Origin of the sequence: Micrococcus sp. EYE_212 (assembly GCF_023147585.1) — a bacterium.
Taxonomy (GTDB): domain Bacteria; phylum Actinomycetota; class Actinomycetes; order Actinomycetales; family Micrococcaceae; genus Micrococcus.
In genome coordinates this window covers 218576-234550 of the sequence record NZ_JAHXOZ010000001.1, presented here as the reverse complement: position 1 = coordinate 234550, position 15975 = coordinate 218576, and the positions used below count along the sequence as shown (strand labels likewise).

The 15975-nt window shown below is 74.7% G+C and carries 13 protein-coding genes, 1 tRNA gene and 2 riboswitches; of the genes, 8 read left to right on the top strand and 6 right to left on the bottom strand.

The features are described from left to right. Nucleotides 1-116 precede the first annotated feature (116 nt). From KZX60_RS01105 to thiC, 3 genes are all read right to left on the bottom strand, one after another. Nucleotides 117-1535 carry an NAD-dependent succinate-semialdehyde dehydrogenase gene (locus tag KZX60_RS01105; RefSeq protein ID WP_248115184.1) on the bottom strand — a complete coding sequence of 473 codons (1419 nt, stop codon included), beginning with the start codon at nt 1533-1535 and terminating at the stop codon, nt 117-119. A 74-nt stretch (nt 1536-1609) separates the two neighbouring features. Continuing rightward, nucleotides 1610-2320: a DNA-3-methyladenine glycosylase I gene (locus tag KZX60_RS01100; RefSeq protein ID WP_248115183.1), complete on the bottom strand. Its 711-nt coding sequence runs from the start codon at nt 2318-2320 to the stop codon at nt 1610-1612. A 174-nt stretch (nt 2321-2494) separates the two neighbouring features. Further along, the gene (gene thiC / locus KZX60_RS01095) at nt 2495-4351 is read right to left on the bottom strand and encodes a phosphomethylpyrimidine synthase ThiC (protein ID WP_248115182.1); all 1857 of its coding nucleotides are present in this window, start codon (nt 4349-4351) and stop codon (nt 2495-2497) included. Continuing rightward, nucleotides 4350-4461: riboswitch (TPP riboswitch) on the bottom strand. (Overlaps the previous gene by 2 nt.) Before the next feature lie 73 nt (nt 4462-4534). Here thiC and thiD point away from each other — a divergent pair. Continuing rightward, entirely contained in the window at nt 4535-5398 is an 864-nt protein-coding gene (gene thiD, locus KZX60_RS01090) for a bifunctional hydroxymethylpyrimidine kinase/phosphomethylpyrimidine kinase (protein ID WP_248115181.1), read from the top strand. Between the two features lie 187 nt (nt 5399-5585). Here the strand turns inward: thiD and KZX60_RS01085 are convergent, their stop codons facing one another. Next, on the bottom strand, nt 5586-6299 hold the full coding sequence (locus KZX60_RS01085) for a thiamine phosphate synthase (RefSeq protein ID WP_248115180.1): 714 nt from the start codon (nt 6297-6299) through the stop codon (nt 5586-5588). 46 nt (nt 6300-6345) lie between these two features. Then, nucleotides 6346-6450: riboswitch (TPP riboswitch) on the top strand. 4 nt (nt 6451-6454) lie between these two features. Here KZX60_RS01085 and KZX60_RS01080 point away from each other — a divergent pair. The 4 genes from KZX60_RS01080 to moeB are packed head-to-tail and all read left to right on the top strand — an operon-like array spanning nt 6455 to nt 10007. Next, the gene (locus tag KZX60_RS01080; protein WP_248115179.1) at nt 6455-7765 is read left to right on the top strand and encodes an FAD-dependent oxidoreductase; all 1311 of its coding nucleotides are present in this window, start codon (nt 6455-6457) and stop codon (nt 7763-7765) included. After that, nucleotides 7762-8007 (top strand): sulfur carrier protein ThiS, encoded by a 246-nt coding sequence (thiS, locus tag KZX60_RS01075; protein ID WP_248115178.1) that lies wholly within the window; start codon nt 7762-7764, stop codon nt 8005-8007. The genes KZX60_RS01080 and thiS overlap by 4 nt, the downstream gene beginning before the upstream one ends. Nucleotides 8008-8011: 4 nt before the next feature. Next, on the top strand, nt 8012-8830 hold the full coding sequence (locus tag KZX60_RS01070) for a thiazole synthase (protein ID WP_348983885.1): 819 nt from the start codon (nt 8012-8014) through the stop codon (nt 8828-8830). A 1-nt stretch (nt 8831) separates the two neighbouring features. Further along, nucleotides 8832-10007 carry a molybdopterin-synthase adenylyltransferase MoeB gene (gene moeB / locus KZX60_RS12055; RefSeq protein WP_248115177.1) on the top strand — a complete coding sequence of 392 codons (1176 nt, stop codon included), beginning with the start codon at nt 8832-8834 and terminating at the stop codon, nt 10005-10007. A gap of 21 nt (nt 10008-10028) precedes the next feature. Here moeB and KZX60_RS01060 read toward each other — a convergent pair whose 3' ends face one another. Beyond that, nucleotides 10029-11186, bottom strand: a complete 1158-nt coding sequence (locus KZX60_RS01060; RefSeq protein WP_248115176.1) for a hypothetical protein — start codon at nt 11184-11186, stop codon at nt 10029-10031. A gap of 73 nt (nt 11187-11259) precedes the next feature. Next, nucleotides 11260-11335 (bottom strand) — tRNA-Arg (locus KZX60_RS01055). A gap of 133 nt (nt 11336-11468) precedes the next feature. On the opposite strand from KZX60_RS01055, the gene argS reads away from it, so the two are divergent. Genes argS through KZX60_RS01040 form a run of 3 tightly spaced genes read left to right on the top strand, consistent with a single transcriptional unit; the run spans nt 11469 to nt 15972 of the window. Next, a complete protein-coding gene (gene argS, locus KZX60_RS01050; protein WP_248115175.1) occupies nt 11469-13139 on the top strand; it encodes an arginine--tRNA ligase in 1671 nt (556 codons plus the stop codon). Nucleotides 13140-13147: 8 nt separating this feature from the next. Then, entirely contained in the window at nt 13148-14635 is a 1488-nt protein-coding gene (lysA, locus tag KZX60_RS01045; RefSeq protein ID WP_248115174.1) for a diaminopimelate decarboxylase, read from the top strand. Next, nucleotides 14632-15972: a homoserine dehydrogenase gene (locus KZX60_RS01040; protein WP_248115173.1), complete on the top strand. Its 1341-nt coding sequence runs from the start codon at nt 14632-14634 to the stop codon at nt 15970-15972. The genes lysA and KZX60_RS01040 overlap by 4 nt, the downstream gene beginning before the upstream one ends. Nucleotides 15973-15975 lie beyond the last annotated feature (3 nt).

Sequence of the window (15975 nt, the reverse complement as noted above, 5' to 3'; positions counted from 1 at the left end):
TCTCGCTGACCGTTCCGCCGAGGGCGGGGCACCGACCATGCCGTGTGCATGGCCGGTGCCCGTCCTCGGTGCGTTCAAGAGCCTGCGGGCATGAGGATCTTCCCGGCCGGTGAGGGTCAGCCCTGAAGCGGACCCTGCACCGTGTAGAGGCGCTTGTTGGCGAACTCGTCCACGGCGTGCGGGCCGAGCTCCCGGCCGAAGCCCGAGCGCTTGACGCCGCCGAACGGCAGGTTCGGGCCGGCCGGGGCGTACTGGTTCACGTTCGCCATGCCCACGGCGAGGCGATCGGCCACGCCCTTCGCCTCCTCGAGGTCGGTGGAGAACACGGCGCCGCCCAGGCCGTACTGCGAGTCGTTGGCCAGGGCGACCGCCTCCTCGGCGGAGGACACCTTGTAGACGACGGCCGCAGGGCCGAAGAGCTCCTCGCGGAACACGCGGTTGTCCTTCTCCACATCCGTGATGACGGCCGGGGAGACGTAGAAGCCGCCGCCGGACGGACCCGCCACGCGCTCGCCGCCCACGTGCACGGTGGCACCGCCCGCGCGGGCCGCCGCGACCTGCTCCGCGAGGCCGTCCGCCGCGGACTCGGAGGACAGGGGGCCGTAGATGCCTGCGTCACGCGACGCGGGGTCGCCCGGGACGAGCTTGCGGGCCTCGGCCACGAGCTCGGCGACGAACTCCTCGTAGATGTCGTCCATCACGATCATGCGCTTGTTGGAGTTGCAGGCCTGGCCCCAGTTGCCCAGGCGGGTCCGCAGGGCGTCACGCGCGGCGGCGCGGACGTCCGGCGTGGAGAGCACGATGTACGGATCGGAGCCGCCGAGCTCCAGCACGCACTTCTTGAGGTGACGGCCGGCCTGTTCGCCCACCGCCGCGCCGGCGCGCTCCGAGCCGGTGAGGGACACGCCCTGCACCCGCGGGTCCGCGATGATCGTGGAGACCTGATCGTGGGTGGCGAAGAGGTTCTGGTACACGCCCTCCGGCAGTCCGGCCTCCCGGAACAGGTCCTCGAGGAGCTGAGCGGTCTGGGGGTTGATCTCGGCGTGCTTGAGCAGGATGGTGTTGCCGAGGACCAGGTTCGGTGCGGCGAAGCGGGCCACCTGGTACACGGGGAAGTTCCACGGCATGATCCCCAGCAGGGGGCCGAGCGGCAGCTTCTGGATGAACGCCTCCTGACCGGAGAAGTCCTTGACGGGCTCGTCCGCGAGCATCTCCTCCGCGCCGTCCGCGTAGTAGGCGAAGATCTGGGCGCTGTAGCGGACCTCGCCCACGGCCCCGCCGAGGGCCTTGCCCATCTCCGTGGTGATGAGCGTCGCGATGTCCTTCGCGCGCTCGGCGAGCAGCTCGGCGATGCGCTTCACCACGGCCGCGCGCTCGGCCACGGTCTTCGCGGACCAGGACTCGTAGGCGGCCTGGCTCGCGTCGAGGGCCTCGGCGACCCGCTGGTCCGTGGCGGGCTCGAACTCCTGGACGAGCTCCCCGGTGGCCGGGTTGACCGTGCGATACGTGGTGGAGGCGGTCTGGGACGTGGTCATGCTGACTCCTTCATCGAGGCCGGCGCCGCACCGCGACGTCGGGTTCTCCTGCCATCCTGCCTCCTCTCCTCCGCTCAGCCCCAGACGCCGGACGCGCCCCTTCGCCAGGAGCCGAGCAGGTGGGTGTCCACCACGCCGACCGCCTCCATCAGGGCGAAGCACGTCGTCGGACCGACGAACCGCGCACCGCGCCGCTTGAGCTCCTTCGCCAGGGCGCGGGACTCGTCCGAGGTGGACGGGATGTCCGCCGGCGTCTCCGGGCGCGGGGACTCCGCGGGCTGATGGGACCAGACCAGCCCGGCGACGCCCCGCACGGGACGGTCGCCCTCGCCCTGCCATCCGGGGCCGGCCCCCGGCGAGGCGGCGTGCAGGGGCGTGAACTCGTCCTCCCGCATGTCCACGACGGCCCGCGCCGTGGCGACGGCCGCGAGGATCTTCGCCCGGTTGCGGATGATGCCGGCGTCCGACATGAGCCGCGCGACGTCGCCCTCGCGGAAGGCGGCGACCGCGTCCGGGTCGAAGCCGACGAAGGCCTCGCGGAAGCGGGGCCGCTTCGCCAGGACCGTCCGCCAGCTCAGGCCCGCCTGGAACGCCTCGAGGACGAGCCGCTCGAACACGCCCGCCTCGTCCGTGACGGGGACGCCCCACTCCTCGTCGTAGTAGGCGCGCAGCAGGGGGTCGGCGGCGGCCCAGGCGGGACGGGCCCGGCCGCCGTCGCCGATGACCAGGGCGGGGGACTCGGCGCCGGGGGGAGTCGGGGTCCCGTGCGTGGTGTCGGTGTCCATGCGGCCAGGCTAGGGGAGCGATGGCACGGGTCGTCAGCCGGGGAGGCCGCCGGTGGACGCGCTCCCCGGCGCGGGCGCCGGTGCAGGAGCGGCGGCGCAGCACGGGGACCAGGCGGTGCTCTCGCGCACGCCGCCAGGGCGGTCAGGACGGCCGGGCCGCCCCCGCGCCGGCACTCACTCCGCCGCGGGCACCGGCTCCCCGCCCGTGCGCACCGTGGGCTGGGGCAGGTACACGGAGCCGCCCTGGGACAGGAACTCCTGCGACTTCGCCGCCATGCCCGCCTCCGCGATCCGCGCCTGGTCCGAGGCCGTGCCGAACTCGGAGCGGATGTCCTGGCTGATGCGCATCGAGCAGAACTTCGGCCCGCACATCGAGCAGAAGTGCGCGGTCTTGGCCGGCTCGGCGGGCAGCGTCTCGTCGTGGTACTCCTCGGCGAGCTGCGGATCCAGGCCCAGGCCGAACTGATCGCGCCAGCGGAACTCGAAGCGGGCCTTGGACAGGGCGTCGTCGCGGTCGCGGGCGCCCGGGTGGCCCTTGGCGACGTCGGCGGCGTGCGCCGCGATCTTGTAGGTGATCACACCCGTCTTCACGTCGTCCCGGTTCGGCAGGCCCAGGTGCTCCTTGGGCGTGACGTAGCAGAGCATCGCGGTGCCGTAGCGGGCGATCTCGGTGGCGCCGATGGCCGAGGTGATGTGGTCGTACGCCGGGGCGATGTCCGTGACGAGGGGGCCGAGCGTGTAGAACGGGGCGCCCTGGCACAGCTCCTGCTGGCGCTCCACGTTCTCGCGTACGAGGTGCAGCGGGATGTGCCCGGGGCCCTCCACCATGACCTGGACGTCGTGCTCCCAGGCGCGCCGCGTCAGCTCGGCGAGCGTGTCCAGCTCGGCGAACTGGGCGGCGTCGTTGGCGTCCGCCACGGAGCCGGGGCGCAGGCCGTCGCCGAGGGAGAAGGACACGTCGTAGCGCGCGAAGATCTCGCAGAGCTCGTCGTAGTGCTCGTAGAGGAAGTTCTCCTTGTGGTGCCCCAGGCACCAGCCGGCCATGATCGACCCGCCGCGGGAGACGATCCCCGTGACGCGGTCCGCGGAGAGTGGCACGTGGCGCAGCAGCACGCCCGCGTGGATCGTCATGTAGTCCACGCCCTGCTCGCACTGCTCGATCACTGTGTCCCGGAAGACGTCCCAGGTCAGCGCCTGATGGTCGCCGCCGACCTTCTCGAGGGCCTGGTAGATCGGCACGGTGCCGATCGGCACGGGGGAGTTGCGCAGGATCCACTCGCGGGTGGTGTGGATGTCGTCGCCCGTGGAGAGGTCCATGACGGTGTCCGCGCCCCAGCGGGTGGCCCACTCGAGCTTGGAGACCTCCTCGGCGATCGAGCTGGTGACCGCCGAGTTGCCGATGTTCGCGTTGACCTTCACGGCGAACGCCCTGCCGATGATCATCGGCTCGGCCTCGGGGTGGTTCACGTTCGCGGGGATGATGGCGCGCCCGGCGGCCACCTCGGAGCGGACCAGCTCGACGTCCACGCCCTCGCGCAGCGCCACGAAGCGCATCTCCGGAGTGATCTCCCCGCGGCGGGCGTAGTGCATCTGGGTCACGCGCCGGCCCTCGGCCGAGCGCAGGGGTGCGCGCTTCTCTCCCTGCCACTCCTGGGTGGAGGCGCCGCGGCGCACGGCCGAGCGGCCGTCGTCGAGCAGGTCGCGCTCGCGGCCCGCGTACTCCTCGACGTCGCCGCGCGTGCGGATCCACTCCGCGCGCAGGGGCGGAAGGCCGCGGGTGGGGTCGGCGCCCGGGCCCATGGTGCGGTACACGGTGAGCGGCTCGTTCGGGGTGCCGTCGGGGGAGTCGTCCTGGTGCACGCGGGTCACCGGCACGCGGATGCCGTGCTCGGGGTCCTCGAGGAAGCCCAGGCGGTGCGTGGGGTAGTTCTCCTCCGCGACGACGGCGGCGCCGGCCTCGGCGGACTCGGACGCGGCGGCCTCGGCGGGGGCAGGGGTGGTGGGCGGAGCGGTGCGCTCGGAAACGGCCATGGCCGTGTCTCCTTCTTCCTTCGCCGGCATGACCCGGACAGGTTCAGACGGTGGTCGGACGGCGTCAGTCCGATCTCAGCCCCATGCCAGGGGCCCCCGTGGGGATGCCACGGACGCTAGACCATCCGGGCCGCGTGTGTCGAACCGCACGGCGGGGGCGCCGGACGTGGCACGCTGGGCCGCATGAGCGCCCCCGACTGCCGGTCCGTGCCCCGCGTCCTGTCCATCGCCGGCTCCGACTCCGGCGGCGGCGCCGGCATCCAGGCCGACCTCAAGACCATCGCGGCGTGGGGCGGCTACGGGCTCACCGCGATCACGGCCGTCACGGCGCAGAACACGCAGGGCGTGCAGGCGGTGCATCCGCTGCCCGTCGACGTCGTCCGCGCCCAGCTGGACTCGGTCGCCGCGGACATCGGGCTCGACGCCGTGAAGATCGGCATGCTCGGCTCGCCCGAGCTCCGGGATGCCGTCCGCGACTGGCTCGAGCGGGTCCGGCCCCCGCGCGTCGTGCTGGATCCCGTGATGGTGGCGAGCTCGGGGGACGCGCTCTCCGACGCCGCCGTGCCCGCCGGGTGGGCGCCGCTGCTCGCAGCGGTGGACGTCGTCACGCCCAACCTGCCCGAACTCGCGGCGTTGACCGGCGCGGACGTCCCCGCGCGGTGGGCGGACGCCCTGGAGCTGGCCCGCGGCCTCGCCGCGGAGCACGGCGTGACGGTCGTCCTGAAGGGCGGCCACCTCCGGCATGCCGCGGACCTCGCGGAAGGGGTCCCGGACGCCGTGATCGGCCCCGAAGGCCGGGTCACCGAGGTGCGCGGCGCGCGCGTCTCCTCCCGGTCGACGCATGGAACGGGCTGCACGCTCTCCTCGGCGCTCGCGGTGCTCGCCGCGCGCGGGACGGCCTGGGAGGACGCCCTGCGCACGGCCAAGCCGTGGCTCGCGGAGGCCATCGCGGCGGGGGAGCGGCTCGACGTCGGCCGGCGCACCGACCGCTGGCACGGCCCGCTCGACCACAGCCATCGGGACCGGGGGGCGGGCGATCGGGACTGATCGTTCTGGAATGGCTGCCCTCGAACCATGGGCAGACCCAGGGAGTTCGACGAGGCCGCTCCTGGAGGTCCCCCTCGACGAGACGCAGGAGCACGACCGCGTCATGGTCACGGTCGATGACCCCGTGGCGAGGGCGGGGGTCGTCCCCGCGGCGCTGCCGCGCCGCTCCCACCCGGGCGCGGCAGCGTCAGCCCGTGACCGCCGCACGCAGACTCCGCGCCGCCGCCTCCGGATCGTCGGCGCCGGTCACGGCCCGCACCACCACGATCCGCTCGGCGCCCGTGCCCAGCACCGCGGGCACACGGTCCTCGTCGATCCCGCCGATCGCGAAGAACACACGTCCCGCCGCCTCGCCGCCGGGGGCGGTGATCTCCGCCGCGAACCGCGGCAGAGCGAGCCCCACGGCGGCCCGGCCGGGCTTGGTCGGCGTCTCCCACACCGGCCCGGTGCAGAAGTAGTCCAGCTCCGGATCGGCCGCGGCCCCGCGCACCTGCTCCTCGGTGCGGCAGGACCGCCCGAGCAGCACCTCGGGGCCGAGCACGCGCCTCGCCTGCGTGCTCGTCAGGTCGTCCTGGCCCGCGTGGAACACGTCCACGCCGGCCAGGAGTGCGACATCGGCCCGGTCGTTCGCGGCGGACAGCGCCCCGTGCTCGCGCGCCAGCTCCACCACGATCGCCAGGGCCTCGAGCTCGACGCCCACCTCGACCCGCTTGTCCCGCACCTGCAGGGCGTCCACGCCGCCGCGGAAGCACGCGGCCGCGAAGGCGGCGAACGCGCCGGCGTCGAGGGCGCCGTCGTCGCGGACGTGGCGGGAGAGGTCCGTGCAGACGTACAGGCGGGCGCCCGCGAGGCGGCGGGCGCGCTCGGAGCGCGTGGCGAGGGCGGCGGGGCGGTGCGGCATGCGCCCACCCTGCCACGTCCGCCCACCGGGCGTATGCTGGGCGGCATCCATGGGAGCCCGCGCCACAGCGGGCTGAGAGGGACGCAGTCCGCGCACGCGCGGGGCGCGCCGACCATCAGACTCGATGCGGATCATGCCGCCGTGAGGAGGAGCCCATGCGCTGCGTGGTGGTGGGGGCCGGGATCGTCGGCCTCGCGACGGCCGTGCGCCTGCGGGACGCCGGCCACGAGGTGACCGTGATCGCCCCGGACCTGGACGCGCCCGCCGTCGGCGACGCCGCCACCCACGCCGCGGCCGGCATGCTCGCCCCGCTCGGGGAGACCCAGTACTCGCAGTCCGGGCTCGGCGCGCTCCTCGCCCGGTCCTGGGCGCTCACCGGCGACCTCGTCGCCCGGATCGAGGCCGGTGGCGCCTCCGCGGGCCACCGCGTGGAGGGTGCGTGGCTCGTGGGCGCCGAGCCCGCCGACGCGCGGCGCTGGCGCGAGACGCTCTCGTCCGTCGACGCCGCGGGCGCGGATCAGGCCCCCGCCGCGGAGCCCGGCACCGCCCTGCGGCTGCCGCGTCCCGTCGCCCCGGTGACGGTCGCGGCGCTGCGCCGCGCCGAGCCGGCCCTCTCACCCGCCCTCGCCGGCGCCCTCGACGCCCCCGACGACGATCAGCTCGACCCCCGCCGGGCCCGTGCCGCGGCCCTGACGCGCCTCGCCGCCGACGACGGCGTGCACCTGGTCCCCGCCCGTGCCGTGACGGTGCACCAGGTGGGCGAGGAGGTGGAGGTGACCACCGCCGGGTGTGCCGGGACCGCGCAGCCGATCACCGCCGACGTCGCCGTGCTGGCCGCGGGGCTCGGCCACGCCGCGCTCGGGGGCGACCCCGCCGCCCTGCCCCTGCCGCTGCGCCCCGTGCACGGGGACATCCTGCGCCTGCGGGTGCCGGCGTCCCTGCTGGCCCCGGGAGAGGAGCACCTGCTCAGCCGGACCGTGCGCGCTCTGGTGGGCGGACGGCCCGTGTACCTCGTCCCGCGCGCGGGCGGCGGGCTCGTGCTCGGCGCGACGAGCCGCGAGGACCGCGAGGCCGGCACCCCCGCCGGCGCCGTGCTCGACCTCCTCGAGGACGCCGCCCGCATCCTGCCCGCCATCCGGGACTGCCTGCTCGAGGAGGTCACCACGCGCGCCCGCCCCGGCAGCCCCGACGACGCCCCGTTCCTCGGCCCGCTGCCGGATGCGCCCCGCGTGATCGTCGGCACCGGCCACCACCGGCACGGGGTGCTGCTCGCGGCGTGGTCGGCGCACGCCGCGCTGGAGCTGGTTCGCCGGGCGGCGGGGGAGCCGGGCAGGCCAGGCGGGGCCGGCCCCGCCTGGACCGCCGACGACGAGGGGCTGCTCGACCTCGTCCGCCCCGACCGCTTCGCCATCTCGGCGCCGTCCACCGAGTCGTCCCCCGCCCCCACGCAGGAGGTCCCCGCATGAGCCCGCACACCCTGACGGTCAACGGCGAGGTTAGAGCGTTCGACGCGCCGCTCTCCCTCCTCGCGGTGGTCGCGCAGCTGACCGGCCGCGAGATCCGCCCCGACGGCACGGCCGCCGACGGCGGACGGCTCGGCGTCGCGGTCGCGGTGGACGAGGCCGTCGTGCCGCGCTCCCGCTGGGACGCCACCGTGCCCGAGGCCGGTGCGCGTCTCGAGATCGTGACGGCGGTGCAGGGTGGCTGAGCGCGTGGGAGCACCGGACGTCGTCCCGCCCCTCACCGTCGGCGGTCGCGAGATCGGCTCGCGCCTCATCATGGGCACGGGCGGCATCACGGACCTCGCCGCGCTCGAGGCCGCCCTGGTCGCCTCGGGCATCACGCTCACGACCGTCGCCATGCGCCGCCACGCCGTGGGCGGGGGCTCGGGCGTGATCCCGCTGCTGGACCGTCTCGGCATCGCGGTGCTCCCCAACACGGCGGGCTGCCACACGGCGCGCGATGCCGTCCTCACCGCGCAGCTGGCCCGCGAGGCGCTCGAGACGGACATGGTCAAGGTGGAGGTGATCGCCGACGAGCGCACCTTGCTGCCCGACGTCGTCGAGACCCTCGAGGCCACCGAGCGGCTCGTCGCCGACGGCTTCACCGTGCTGGCCTACACCTCGGACGACCCCGTGGCCGCGCGGCGCCTCGAGCAGGCGGGCGCGGCCGCCGTCATGCCGCTCGGCTCGCCGATCGGCAGCGGCCTGGGCATCCTCAACCGCCACTCCCTCGAGCTGATCTGCGAGCGCGCGTCCGTGCCGATCATCCTCGACGCCGGCGTGGGCACCGCCTCGGACGCGGTCCTCGCGATGGAGGCCGGGTGCGACGCCGTCCTGGCCGCGTCCGCCATCACGCGCGCCGCGCATCCGGCGCGCATGGCCCGGGCGCTCGCGCTCGCGGTCGAGTCCGGCTGGGAGGCCGCCCACGCCGGGCGCATCCCGCCGCGTGCGCTCGCCACGGCGTCCTCGCCGATGGCCGGGCGGATCGCCCCCGTGGGCGAGGGCGACGACCGGACGGGGTGGTGGTGAGGTGAGCGCCGCGGACCCCCGCGAGCGCCGCGCCCCGCAGGGCCTCGACGAGCTCGCCGACACGCAGCTCGAGCGCTTCTCTCGGCAGATCGCCCTGGAGGGCTTCGGCCCCGAGGCCCAGCTCGCGCTGCTGCGCTCGCGCGTGCTGGTGGTGGGAGCCGGCGGCCTCGGTGCGCCCGTGCTCACCTACCTGGCCGCGGCCGGGGTGGGGGAGGTCCACGTGATCGACGACGACGTCGTCGAGCGCTCGAACCTGCACCGCCAGGTCATCCACGGCGAGGACGTCCTCGGGCGGCCGAAGACCGCCTCGGCCGCCGCCCGCATGCGCGCGCTGCACCCCGAGCTGCGCGTCGTGGAGCACCGCGAGCGCCTCACGGCGCAGAACGCGCTGGAGCTGGTCGGCGCGGTGGACCTCGTCGTCGACGGGACGGACACCTTCGCCACCCGCTACCTCGTGGCCGACGCGTGCGAGATCCTCGGCGTGCCGGTGGTGTGGGGCGCGATCCTGCGCTTCTCCGGGCAGGTGAGCGTGTTCCATGCCGGCCACGGCCCCGTCTACCGCGACCTGTTCCCCGAGCCGCCGGAGCCCGGCGATGTCCCCACGTGTGCGCAGGCGGGGGTGCTCGGCGTCCTGCCGGGGATCATCGGCACGCTCATGGCGGCGGAGGCGATCAAGCACCTGGCCGGCGTGGGGGAGACGCTCCTCGGGCGCCTCCTGACCGTCGACGCGCTGACCATGCGGTTCACCACGCTGGCCCTCGCCCCGGATCCGGACCGCTCGCCCGTGACCTCGCTGGACGCGCACCGGGCCGCCCGCGGCGACGTCGGCTGCGCGGCCCCGTCGGCGGGGGAGGCGGTCTCGGCCGCGGCGCTGGCGCGGGCGCTGGCCGAGCCGGGCGGCGACGTCGTGGTGGTGGACGTGCGCGAGGACTGGGAGCGCCGGCTCGGCGCCATCGAGGGCTCGGTCCACGTGCCGCTCGGGGCGATCGAACGGGATCCTGCGGCAGGCCTGGCGCGCGCGGGGGACGGCGAGCCGGCACGCTGGGTGCTGCACTGCGCCGCCGGGGTGCGCTCCGCGAAGGCCCGGGACCTCATCCTCGCCGCCCGACCCGAGCTGACCGGCCGGGTGCTCTCCCTGTCCGGCGGGTACGCGGCGTGGGAGCGGGAGGGGGACTGAGCGTCGACGCCGTGGCGAGGCTCAGGTGCGGGCGGCCCGCGCCGCCCGGCGGCGGACCGTCGTCCGCTCGATGATCCCGGTGATGACGAGCATCACCACGATCACGATGCCCGCGTAGCCGAGCACGGGGTAGACGGTGCCCACGAGCTGGGAGAAGCCGACGCTCGAGAGCAGGGTGGCCGCGATTGCCGTCGCGACGGCGATCGCCCAGCCCGGCACGGCCTGGAGGCTGCTGAGCATCTTCAGGCGCTCCACGCCGCCGTACAGGCAGGAGACCGCCGTCGTGAACTGGGCGAGCAGGAGGATGACCGTGTACAGGAGGGCGGCCCAGCCGCCGATCATGGCGGCGAGCTCCACCATGGGAAGCTCGGCGCGGCCGATGAGGTCCGCGTGGGCGCTCATCGCGACCATGATGGCGCCGGCCATGACCACGAGTCCGCCCGCCCCGAGCCCGGCACCGGCGACGAGGGTGCGGCCGGACGAGGAGCTCTCCTTGCCGATCGGCGCCAGCACGGCGTAGGCGAGCTGGACGTTGAACGCCACGTAGAGGATGCCGGAGATCCACCACTGGTTGATCAGCGGGGACGAGGTCACCAGCGCGGCGACGTCGGCCACGGGGGGAGCGGGGTGCGCGAGCCCCCACCACGCGACGCCGACGGCGACGACGATGATCAGGGGCACCACGATCCCCTGGACCTTCACGAGTCCGCTGATGCCGGCCAGCACGGTGACGACGCAGACGCCCGCCATGAGCAGGGACCCCACGAGGTGCGGCAGGCCGAAGGAGGTCTGCACCGCCGCGCCGGCACCGGCCAGCATGATCACGAGCGTGCCGAGCAGGGACGCGGTGATGCACAGGTCCGCGAACCACGTGGGGATGCGCGAGGTCGTGGGGTTCACGAGCCGGTGGATGTCCGTGGTGCGCAGCGTCTGCGCCAGGCGCAGCACGATGGCCGAGAGCAGGAAGAAGAGGGCGCCCGCGATGATGAGCGCCCCCGTGCCGCCCCAGAGCCCGAAGCTCACGAAGTACTGCAGGATCTCGTTGCCGGAGGCGTAGCCGGCGCCGATCGTGGTGCCGATGAACGTGGCGGCGATCCCGAGCGCCGAGGTGGGGCGCAGGGCGGACTCGGGCTCCGACGTCGGGGTCGGGACTGGGCTGGCGGATGTGACCTGGGGCATTGCTCCAGGTTCTCACGATGCCGGCGGGGCGGGGACGACGACGGGCGGCCACCGTGTGGTGGCCGCCCGTGGCTGGTGCCCCCGATAGGATTCGAACCTACGACCTTCTGCTCCGGAGGCAGACGCTCTATCCCCTGAGCTACGGAGGCGGGGGTGCGCACGCGCGGCTGAGTCGATCGCGCGGCGGACTCCCCAACACTACACCATGGGTCCGGCCGGCCCGGCGGGTCTCCCGCCTTCACCCGCGCGGACGGCGCCCGCCGCCAAACTAGACTTGCCCGGGTGAAGCCCGAAGACCTCTCCGCCCTGCTGTCCGCCGTCCTCAACGCCGCCGTCGACGCCGGTGATCTGCCGTCCGACCTGCGCGCCGAGATCACCCCCGAGCGGGTGAAGGTGGAGCGACCCCGCAGCCGCGAGCACGGCGACTGGGCCACCAACGCGGCGCTGCAGCTGGGCAAGAAGGCCGGGATGGCCCCGCGGGAGTTCGCCGCCCTGCTCTCCGAGCGCCTCGCCGCCGCCGAGGGCATCGCCTCCGTGGACGTCGCCGGCCCGGGCTTCCTGAACATCACCCTGGACGCCGCCGCCGCGGGCGAGCTGGCCCGCCAGATCGTCGAGGCCGGCGAGTCCTACGGCCGGAACACGGCGTTGACCGGCCACGTGGTGAACATGGAGTTCGTCTCCGCCAATCCCACGGGCCCCCTGCACATCGGCCACACCCGCTGGGCCGCGCTCGGCGACGCGATCGCCCGCCTGCTGCGCGCCTCGGGCGCGGACGTCACCGCCGAGTACTACGTCAACGACGCCGGCAACCAGATGAACGTCTTCGCCGACTCGGTCCTCGCGCGCCTCCACGGCCGCGACGTGCCGGAGGGCGGCTACCCGGGCGGCTACGTCAAGGACCTCGCCGACGCCGTCCTCGCCGAGCACCCGGATGTGCGCGAGCTGACGGACGAGGCTGCTCGCCCCGTGGTCCGCGAGACCGCCTACCGGCTGCAGATGCAGGACATCAAGGACACCCTCACCGCGTTCGGCGTGCACTTCGACGTCTTCACCTCGGAGCGGACCCTCCACGAGTCCGGCGCCATCCAGTCCGCCGTCGCCCGTCTGCGCGAGCAGGGGCACATCGAGGACCGCGAGGGCGCCGTGTGGCTGAAGACCACCGACTTCGGCGACGACAAGGACCGCGTGCTCATCCGCGCGAACGGCGAGCCCACGTACTTCGCCGCCGACGCCGCCTACTACCTGGACAAGCGGGACCGCGGCTTCGAGGAGAAGGTCTACCTGCTCGGCGCCGACCACCACGGCTACGTGAACCGCCTCAAGGCGATCGCCTCCGCCGCCGGCGACGACGCCGCGAAGAACATCGAGATCCTCATCGGCCAGCTCATCTCGGTGAACGGAGCGAAGCTCTCCAAGCGCGCGGGCAACATCATCGAGCTCAAGGACCTCGTCGAGTGGCTCGGCAAGGACGCGCTGCGCTACGACCTGGCGCGCTACCCGGCCGACTCGCCCATCACGATCGACCCCGAGAAGCTGCGCTCGAACACCAACGACAACCCCGTGTACTACGTGCAGTACGCCCACGCCCGCACCCGCGGCGCGGCGCGCACGGCCGTGGCCCACGGCGTGGAGCGCACGGAGTTCGACGGCGCCCTGCTCACCCACGAGACCGAGTCCGAGCTCCTGGCCCAGCTGGCGGAGTTCCCCGCCGTCGTCGCGTCCGCGGCGCGCCTGCGGGAGCCGCACCGCGTGGCCCGGCACCTCGAGGTGATCGCCGGCGCGTACCACGCGTGGTACGCCGCGTGCCGGATCGTGCCGCTGCCCACCGACGACGGCACGCCCCGTCCCGTCGAGACGCTGAACCGCACCCGCCTGTGGCTGAACGACGCCACTACCACGGTGCTGGCCAACGGCCTCGGCCTGCTCGGCGTGTCCGCGCCGGAGACGATGTGAGCGCGCGGATGGCGACGACGAACGACGGCGCCATCGCCGCCTCCCCGTTGGCCCCCGCCTGGCTGCCTGCGCCCGGGGATCCGGACCGCCTCGAGCCCGTCCTGTGGGCCGCCGGCGTGGACCGCGACGCCTCCGGCGAGCTGACGGTGCAGGGGATCGCCGCCTCGGCGCTCGCCGAGCAGTTCGGCACCCCGCTGCTCGTGATCGACGAGGACGACTTCCGTGCTCGCGCCCGCGCCTTCCGCGACGGCTTCGACGCCGCGTTCCGCGAGCTCTGCGGGGGAGCGGACGTGTACTACGCCGGCAAGTCCTTCCTCACGGTCTCCACCGCCCGGTGGGCCGCCGAGGAGGGGCTGCGCGTGGACACCGCCTCGGGCGGCGAGCTGGCCATCGCCCTGCGCGCCGGCGTCGACCCCGCGCACATCGGCCTGCACGGCAACAACAAGTCCGACGCCGAGTTGCGCCGTGCCCTCGAGGTCGGCGTGGGCCGGATCATCGTGGACTCGGTGGACGAGCTGACGCACCTCGCCGCGCTCGCGGAGGCCGCGGGCCGCACCGCCCCGGTCATGCTGCGCCTGACGCCGGGCGTGCACGCCCACACGCACGACTTCATCGCCACCGCGCACGAGGACCAGAAGTTCGGCCTCTCGCTCGCCCCGTCCGTGCAGGACGCGGACGGCAACGCGGCCGGGCGCTCCCCGGCCGCCGTCGCCGTGGAGACCGCCCTGGCGGCGCCGGGCGTCGAGCTGCTGGGCGTGCACTGCCACATCGGCTCGCAGATCTTCGAGGCGGACGGCTTCGGCCTGGCCGCCGAGCGCGTGCTCGCGTTCCTGGCCGAGGTGAAGGAGCGCCACGGCGTGGAGCTGGGCGAGCTGGACCTCGGCGGCGGCCACGGCATCGCCTACACCGCGGTGGACTCCCCGCGCCCGGCCGCCGAGATCGCGCACGCCCTCGCGGCGGACGTGCAGAGGGCGGTGGAGCGCCTCGGCCTGGCGTGCCCGCGCATCTCGCTCGAGCCCGGCCGCGCGATCTCCGGGCCGGCGGGCCTGACGCTGTACACCGTGGGCGTGACCAAGACGGTGGACGCGGACGCCCCCGACGGCGGGACGGCCTCGCGCCGGTACGTCGCCGTCGACGGCGGCATGTCCGACAACCCGCGGCCCGTGCTCTACGACGCCGACTACACCGCGGTCTCGGCGCGCCGCACCTCGGAGGCCGAGCCGGTGCTCTCCCGCGTGGTGGGCAAGCACTGCGAGTCCGGCGACATCGTGGTGCGCGACGTCTACCTGCCGGCCGACCTGGGCCGCGGAGACCTGCTCGCCGTGCCCGCCACCGGCGCCTACACCCACGTGATGTCCTCGAACTACAACGCGCTGCCGCGCCCGGCGGTCGTCGCCGTGCGCGAGGGCGCCGCCCGGGTGATCATCCGGCGCGAGACCGAGGACGACCTCTTCGCCCGCGAGGCGGATCCCCACAACGAGGAGACCCGAGCATGACGAACCCTGCACAGGACGCCCCCGCGGCATCCGGCCCCGCCCCCCTCAAGGTCGCCCTGCTGGGCGGCGGCACCGTGGGCTCCCAGGCGGCGCGCATCCTGACCGAGGACGCCGAGGCGCTCCGCGACCGCGTGGGCGCCCCGCTCGAGCTCACCGGCATCGCGGTGCGCTCCCTCGGGGCCGAGCGCGACTGGCGGGCCGACCCGGCGCTGTACACCACGGACGCCGAGGCGCTCGTGGACGGCGCGGACATCGTGATCGAGCTGATGGGCGGCACCGAGCCCGCCCGCACCCTCATCCGCCGCGCCCTGGCCGCCGGCACCTCCGTGATCACGGGCAACAAGGCGCTGCTGGCCCAGCACGGCGAGGAGCTGTTCGCCCTGGCCTCCGAGACCGGCGCGCAGCTGAGCTTCGAGGCCGCCGTGGCCGGCGCCATCCCCATCCTCCGCCCCCTGCGTGACTCGCTCTCGGGCGACACCGTGACCCGCGTGATGGGCATCGCCAACGGCACCACGAACTTCATCCTGGACCGCATGGACACCGAGGGCGCGGACTTCGCGGACGCCCTCGCCGAGGCGCAGCGCCTGGGCTACGCGGAGGCGGACCCCACCGCCGACGTCGGCGGCCTCGACGCCGCCGCGAAGGCGGCGATCCTGGCCACGCTGTCCTTCGGCGCGCCCTACACGCTGGACGACGTCGCGGTGGAGGGCATCACCGCGATCACGGCGGAGGACAACGCGGCGGCCGCGGACGCCGGCTACGTCATCAAGCTGCTGGCGATCGCGGAGCGGGCCACCGCCGAGGACGGCACGTCCGGCGCCGTGCTGCGCGTGCATCCCACGCTCCTTCCCCGCGAGCACCCGCTCGCCTCCGTGCGGGGCGCGTACAACGCCGTGTTCGTGGAGGCGGAGAACGCCGGCCAGCTGATGTTCTACGGTCCCGGCGCGGGCGGGGCGCCCACCGCGTCCGCCGTGATGGGCGACGTCGTCTCGATCGCCCAGCGCATCGTGCGCGGCGGCCCGGCGCGGCTGCGCACCCCCGTCGCGCAGCTCCCCGCCCTCGACGCCGCCGAGGCCAGCACCTCCTGCATGGTGGTGCTGCACGTGGCAGACGAGCCCGGCGTGCTGCGGCGGGTGGCCGCGGTGTTCGAGGAGCACGGCGTGTCCCTCGAGACCCTGCGCCAGGTGCAGTCCGACCGCGCCGCCGCCCCGGGCGCCTCGCTGCGGCTCATCACCCACCGAGCGCGCCAGCGCGACCTCGACGCCACGGTGGACGCGCTCGCCGCCCTGGACGCCGTCCACGAGGTCGTCTCCGTCCTGAAAGCCGAAGGGAACTGAACC

What these genes read in the sequence shown, in the direction of transcription:
- KZX60_RS01100 (WP_248115183.1), bottom strand. Translation starts at nt 2,320, where the DNA reads ATGGACACCGACACCACGCACGGGACCCCGACTCCCCCCGGCGCCGAG.
- KZX60_RS01080 (WP_248115179.1), top strand. Translation starts at nt 6,455, where the DNA reads ATGCGCTGCGTGGTGGTGGGGGCCGGGATCGTCGGCCTCGCGACGGCC.
- thiC (WP_248115182.1), bottom strand. Translation starts at nt 4,351, where the DNA reads ATGGCCGTTTCCGAGCGCACCGCTCCGCCCACCACCCCTGCCCCCGCC.
- thiS (WP_248115178.1), top strand. Translation starts at nt 7,762, where the DNA reads ATGAGCCCGCACACCCTGACGGTCAACGGCGAGGTTAGAGCGTTCGAC.
- KZX60_RS01040 (WP_248115173.1), top strand. Translation starts at nt 14,632, where the DNA reads ATGACGAACCCTGCACAGGACGCCCCCGCGGCATCCGGCCCCGCCCCC.
- lysA (WP_248115174.1), top strand. Translation starts at nt 13,148, where the DNA reads ATGGCGACGACGAACGACGGCGCCATCGCCGCCTCCCCGTTGGCCCCC.
- KZX60_RS01105 (WP_248115184.1), bottom strand. Translation starts at nt 1,535, where the DNA reads ATGACCACGTCCCAGACCGCCTCCACCACGTATCGCACGGTCAACCCG.
- thiD (WP_248115181.1), top strand. Translation starts at nt 4,535, where the DNA reads ATGAGCGCCCCCGACTGCCGGTCCGTGCCCCGCGTCCTGTCCATCGCC.
- KZX60_RS01085 (WP_248115180.1), bottom strand. Translation starts at nt 6,299, where the DNA reads ATGCCGCACCGCCCCGCCGCCCTCGCCACGCGCTCCGAGCGCGCCCGC.
- KZX60_RS01060 (WP_248115176.1), bottom strand. Translation starts at nt 11,186, where the DNA reads ATGCCCCAGGTCACATCCGCCAGCCCAGTCCCGACCCCGACGTCGGAG.